Annotated in this window: 4 protein-coding genes and 1 pseudogene; 2 read left to right on the top strand and 3 right to left on the bottom strand. The window is 41.3% G+C overall.

The window, feature by feature from the left end; all coding sequences use genetic code 11:
* Nucleotides 1-180 (top strand): hypothetical protein (locus AKL11_RS25890; RefSeq protein WP_216636768.1); only part of this gene is annotated, 180 nt, incomplete at its 5' end.
* 62 nt (nt 181-242) lie between these two features.
* On the opposite strand, the gene AKL11_RS07395 is transcribed toward AKL11_RS25890, so the two are convergent.
* Nucleotides 243-1,073 (bottom strand): transposase, encoded by an 831-nt coding sequence (locus AKL11_RS07395; RefSeq protein ID WP_157673454.1) that lies wholly within the window; start codon nt 1,071-1,073, stop codon nt 243-245.
* A 120-nt stretch (nt 1,074-1,193) separates the two neighbouring features.
* Between AKL11_RS07395 and AKL11_RS07390 the strand changes: the two are divergent.
* Nucleotides 1,194-1,589 (top strand): annotated as a pseudogene (locus AKL11_RS07390) (Mpo1 family 2-hydroxy fatty acid dioxygenase); the annotation flags it as partial.
* Nucleotides 1,590-1,983: 394 nt separating this feature from the next.
* Here the strand turns inward: AKL11_RS07390 and AKL11_RS07385 are convergent.
* Complete coding sequence (locus AKL11_RS07385) at nt 1,984-2,925, bottom strand: hypothetical protein (RefSeq protein ID WP_067515931.1); 942 nt, start codon at nt 2,923-2,925, stop codon at nt 1,984-1,986.
* A gap of 744 nt (nt 2,926-3,669) precedes the next feature.
* On the bottom strand, nt 3,670-4,401 hold the full coding sequence (locus tag AKL11_RS07380; protein ID WP_067515930.1) for a hypothetical protein: 732 nt from the start codon (nt 4,399-4,401) through the stop codon (nt 3,670-3,672).
* Nucleotides 4,402-4,694: the final 293 nt, after the last annotated feature.

Here is a 4,694-nt window from a genome sequence, read left to right as displayed (position 1 = left end):
TGTTGTTGGTTTGCAGGAGAGGCAGTTAACGATCATTTCAATCCTTGGGCGACCGTACCAAGAAATTTATTCCTGATACAGGTGCTGAATGACGGATTAACGCTAACGTTTGCTGTCGATCTTCTATTTGTTTTTCCAGAGCCAGTATTTCATTTTCAGGACGCCGTTTTCGAACAATAACTATACGCCGTTCTTTTTTCCAATCTGATAGTTTAATTACGGATTTTTTTCCCTCCCAATGGTTATCGTATTTCGTCCATCCTCCATCCTCCGCTGCAGTGTGCATCCCTTATGGCTTTCTTGACGTTGTCGTGTTTCTTTATTTTAAAAAGGTAGTGGCAACCAGCGTCTTCCAATTCGCTCATAACCCGATCACTTCCCCAATCACAATCACCACGAACAAATTCAGGCCAGCAACTTTTTGGTAGTCGATTTAATAACTCCATTAAACCGGGTAAAGAGTGTTTACTTTGACTTTCATTTCCTGGCCTGACTTCAACTTCAAGTATTATTTTAAGATTGGCCATCATGTATGAGTGATAAGTGTGAGATGGTCTGCCTTTTTTATGTGGGTTATAGCCATTAACCGCTCCCTCCTGGTGACCGTAAATAGTTTTCACGGTCACATCAACATCCATAATCCACGGAATGGTTAATAACGGATCAAAGCAGAGATGGAGGTGTTTTTGCATCCACTCAACGGCTTCATTTTCGTCAATCTTCTTTAAACCACGTCTGGCAGAATCATCACTGACAATTTTTTTCATTCCAAGAAGTTGAGCATTTACGTTATCCCAAATAATCGTTCCGATATGTGCATAGCGTTTATGCCCTGAAAGAATGGAAAGCATGATTGAACCAATGACATCCACTTTTTGAGGTGCGTTTGGACTTTTATATGTTAACGGGCAATCATTAATCCAGTGTTCAAACCGGTGACCAACTTTTAAAAACTGTATAAAAAAAGCAAGCTGCCCCATTGGGGTGACCGATGCTTCCGGTTCCCACTCGACATGAATTTTTCCATCGAAAGAATCGACTTCGAGTTTGACGGATAAGGGGTCTTTTTCCATTTCAGACAGCTCACCCATTGGGTGAGCGAGTTTTGGTGGTCGAACCATCTGTAAGCCCTCGGTATTGGCAAGGGTTAGAGTTTAGCTCAGGGGTTAACTGCTGAATTTAGGTTCAGTGAGTACGGCGAAAGTCACCAGAACAAAACCAATAAGCTCATCCACTGGATTTGTGTTCCAGCCATTCTTTTCAGCATTGTTGGTATTATCTGGGCATTCAGCCCGATTGCCGTCTGGGTGATGATGGCAGTGACCATGCTGTTTTATTTCAAACTCTCTTTTAAGTTGTCATTGGCGATGATTCTGATCTTTGCCGCATCCGCTGCACTGTCTCAAGCTTTGGGTGCTTATGTGCTGGAAGCCAGTATTGGGATTTTTGTGGTGGCATGGATTTTTCAGTTTATTGGTCACAAAGTTGAAGGGAAAAAGCCATCGTTCCTTGATGACTTGAAGTTTCTGCTGATTGGGCCGCTGTGGTGTCTTGGCTTTTTATTCCGAAAACTGAATATCAGCTATTAATTAAGGCTCTTAATGGATTCCGGGGAGCTAACAAAATAGCACCTCCAGAAGACCGGATAGCGCAGCTTTCCCACGCTTCCTAATGTTGTGCAGACACTCAAAGAACCCCAAATACAGTGGGAGTTTCTCTTGTGATATCCCTCGGTGAGGGCGTAACCATGAGCGTAGTAGCGACCAAAATCCCTCCATCGTGTTCACATGCACTTCATGTGTAGTAGTTCATACCTGATGTGACTAATACAATTGATGCGTAAGCCCTGTGATTCGGGGTTCCGGCGACTTGCTAGACCCTACCGGATGAAGGGCTTTCACCTTCAATCTCCTGCCGATTTACCTCGGCGCACTGGATGTCCTCTATTATCTTTTGCCTTTCAGGGGTGCTGAATAGTTACTTTTATTGTTGGATATTAATGCCTTTATTTTTTAATTCTTTCTTGACTGCCTCTATTACTTTTTTAGACGTCACGAAGGTTACACTGTACCCAGGAATGCGGCCCCCCCCCTGCCTGATATGCCCCCCCATGGCATCACCAGCATCCCAAATTTGCATAATAGTTTTGACTGACTGATCAATAGGCATGTCTTTCAATATCCGGTTTTTCAAGGAACCAAGTATTTCATTATCGTCAGACAAGAGCTCTTTTTTCATAAAATCTACAAGGGTCTTCTTCTGATTTTGTAATATAGAACCTTTTTCGATTGCTGTCTTTGTTTTCTTTAGATGATTTCCGTGTGCTGTAAATAAAGTGTCAACTCGTTCTTGTCTGTTTAGCAGTAAAACAGCAGCATATGAATTGTCGTAGCTTTGTGAGATATACTTATCCTTGATAATGAGCTTTCCCGTGTTATCAAGCAAAGTTTTTAATTTACTGTTGTAAGCAATTTGTAAATTATTGAGTTCTTCAACCATAGTCTCGACACATTCTTTAGTCTTCGTTATTATTATTTCCACTGCATCCTCTGTTCGCTCTCTAGCATTTTGTTGAGTAGAAAGGTCATGTGATAATTGATTACGCACTTTTTCAATAACGTCATCCGGATTAACTACTACTTCGCCGCTAATTACACTGCACATTAGATTGTTAAACTCTTCGAGGCAGTTTTGTAGTTGGCTGTCAATGTCAGGATTAGTGGCATTCATATGTTGTTCTGATGTTGTGGGGGCTAGTACCCTTTGCCTTATGGTTATATCAGGTATTTCTGATGTGGAGGGTTGCTGTAGATAGCCTTGTGCAGTTGAAGGTTGTGATTGAACCCTTTCTGCGGGTGTATCTATATCAGTCGTAGGTTGACTGATGAAATAACCTCGATCGGAAAGTTTATTAGATGGGAGCATATTTTTTTCCTTTTTTTGATTGAAAATTTATTGTACTGGTCTAATAGAACTGGACACCTTAACAAGTGATAGAAATTATCTCTTAAGTAGGTGGTAGTTTGCTGTCAAATATTTTGACTACGAGATAAGGAATAAGTTCCAGCTTTTTTATAAAGAAAGTAACAGTAACCGATAATATTGCTCGAATTTCATGTAATAAATATTGTAATGCCAACCACTATCCAGTTTTTAAGAAGTTGCAATCATGTGTCTATACCTTGGTATCAAAGGTGATTATAGGTTTGCTAAGCAAAGTAAAGCGTACTCAAGTTCTTGGGCAATCTGGCTATTCGATACATTCAGAGACATTAGATGTAGACAGCTGACTCAAATTTTCAGTGGCTGGTGATGCCCAGCAAAGACAGAGAGGGTTAGGTCATCGAACTTACGCCTACAGCTTTTGCAGAAATAACGCTGGCGTTCAGGCTGTGATTCATCCTTCCCTTGACGAGTAATGTCGCCTGTTTTGCAGCGGGCGGGGACAGGTTACGCCGTCAGGCCAGCGGAGTTCACGAATGCGCTCGTAGCATTTGGCGCTATCAAGGAGATTATATAGTTTCATAGTGAAACTGTTTTACACTGGAATACTTGCTATCGGTAGTCGTGAAAACCGAATGAATGTCAGCTCCCCGGAATCCATTAAGAGCCTTAATTAATACTTTTCTAATATGAATAACTAACAGCAGTACTTAAGAGAGTTTTTGCTCACTGTATTGCTGTATCTGTATCAGCCCAGCCAGCTCTGGGCTGCACTGTGTCAGAACAAAAATATACCTGCCCTTTCAAATCGGTGATGCTAAGGGCTGTGTATAGTTCATCGGTATAATTATCGGGCATTTCTGCCTTCATTATTGCATGGCATAGCCCCAAAGACTTAGAGCATAATAATGTAGCCTGCTTTTCTAACTCATCAGCCCCACTACCATCAACGCCTCTATATAGGGTGATACTTTGTGACATTCCCTGAAGTAGTAAATAAAGCTGATAACTTTTGATTAGCGCCGATTTTCTAAAAGCCTCCAACTGCTGGTCACTTAGCTGCCACACTTCTTCGGCAGTCTTATTTTTCAACGTAATCTTGTGCTTTTGCAAATCGTTAGCCAGAGTATTGAGACTCGTATTACCACTGCGTTCGATCGTGCTATCCGACCGGAGTAGGCGCAACACACTCTTTGTGCTTTCCTTATTTAGAAGCGTCACTTTTTGATCCAGCTTTTGAAAATTATTCAGAAATATTTCTAAGCTATGGGGAAGATTATTTTTCTTTACAAATTTACTAACACTTTCATGCTCTGCTAACTCGTTAAACACGCTTCCATCGATACTAAAATGGTTGAAGTAATCCGTTGAAATACTCCTCATATAACGCTCAGTCGAAAGAGCAAAACTCTTCAGCCACCAGAAAAGATTACTCACCCTACTTTTGAGTTTATCCATTATGGATATTTCTCGATCAAACAGCTTGCTTTCAAGTTGTACGCCAGAGTTAGTATGCACCTGGTTTGTCGAGCTGGAGGCGACCTTTCGATTACCGTGAGAAACTGCACTTGGGGAACCAGCCTCAGGTTTAAGGCTATACCATAGGCGAGTACTATCATTTTCCTTACCAGCAATGGTGCTCTTTGAATATTGTATCCGTCATTCAGCACTTAATCTGAGAATTTCCCCAAACCATCTAAACTGTATAAAATTTTCAAATTGAGCATATCCTGTGCGCCCTCATCAATTTC

Origin of the sequence: Endozoicomonas ascidiicola (assembly GCF_001646945.1) — a bacterium.
GTDB classification, from domain to species: Bacteria; Pseudomonadota; Gammaproteobacteria; order Pseudomonadales; family Endozoicomonadaceae; genus Endozoicomonas; species Endozoicomonas ascidiicola.
Note: the sequence above shows the minus strand (reverse complement) of the source record. Positions and strands in the feature narration are given on the sequence as shown.